This window comes from Streptomyces sp. NPDC002130 (assembly GCF_040296465.1).
Lineage (GTDB): Bacteria > Actinomycetota > Actinomycetes > Streptomycetales > Streptomycetaceae > Streptomyces.
Map to the genome: position 1 here is coordinate 1 of NZ_JBEOXI010001328.1, position 1,005 is coordinate 1,005.

Annotated in this window: 1 protein-coding gene and 1 pseudogene; both read left to right on the forward strand. The window is 60.8% G+C overall.

Annotation, left to right across the window (positions count from 1 at the left end; genetic code table 11):
• Positions 1–125: 125 nt before the first annotated feature.
• Positions 126–524, forward strand: a pseudogene (locus ABT116_RS50700) (GDP-mannose 4,6-dehydratase); the annotation flags it as partial.
• Positions 521–1,005, forward strand: a 485-nt coding sequence (locus tag ABT116_RS50705) for an NAD-dependent epimerase/dehydratase family protein (protein WP_351648721.1), incomplete at its 3' end; no start/stop codon positions are given. The pseudogene ABT116_RS50700 and the gene ABT116_RS50705, both read left to right, overlap by 4 nt.

Below are 1,005 nucleotides of genomic sequence, written 5' to 3' on the forward strand. Positions count from 1 at the left end.
CGTTGAACGCCGGGTAGTACTCGGCGACCACGTCGATCGGTGTGCTCTCGATCATCCCTCCGCGAACCGGCCTTGAGGTGTCGACGCGGAGACGGTGGACGTGACCGCCCTCGGTGACGGAGCATTTGTACATGGGCAATCTCGATGCAATTCGCGACTGGGGATATGCGCCGGAGTACGTGGAGGGAATGTGGCGCATGCTGCAGGTCGACGAGCCTGAGGATTTTGTGCTCGCCACCGGTGGCAACTACTCGGTGCGCGACTTCCTGACCGTCGCGTTCGAACATGCAGGTCTGAACTGGGAAAACCACGTTCGATTCGACGAGCGGTACCTTCGGCCGACCGAGGTGGACGCACTGATCGGGGATCCGAGTCATGCCGAGCGCAAACTCGGGTGGAAGGCCGGAGTGCACACCCCCGAACTGGCCCGGATCATGGTCGACGCAGACATCGAAGCGCTCGAACATGAGGGGCGCCCGTGGATCGACACTCCGGCACTTCCCGACTGGTTGGCGACGCGATGAGTGATTCGTTCGCAGCGCGAGCGCTCGATCGAGGCGCACCGTTCTACGTAGCCGGACATCGAGGATTGGTCGGCTCCTCGGTGTGGCGGCACCTGGAATCCGAAGGCTTCACGAACCTTCTCGGAAAGTCGTCCGCCGAACTCGATTTGCGTGACCGGGACGCTGTCTTCGATTTCTTTGCCCGCGAAAAGCCGACCAATGTGATCCTCGCAGCAGCAAAAGTTGGTGGAATTGCGGCGAACAGCGCGTTCCTCGTCGACTTCCTGTCGGAGAATCTTCGGATCCAGGTGAACGTGCTCGACGCTGCGCTTGCACACGGCGTCGAGCGTCTCCTGTTCCTCGGATCATCGTGCATTTACCCGAAATTGGCGCCGCAGCCGATCAAGGAGGAGTACCTGCTCACCGGGCATCTCGAGCCGACCAACGATGCCTATGCAATTGCAAAGATTGCGGGAATACTCCGTGTCCAAGCTGCCAGACG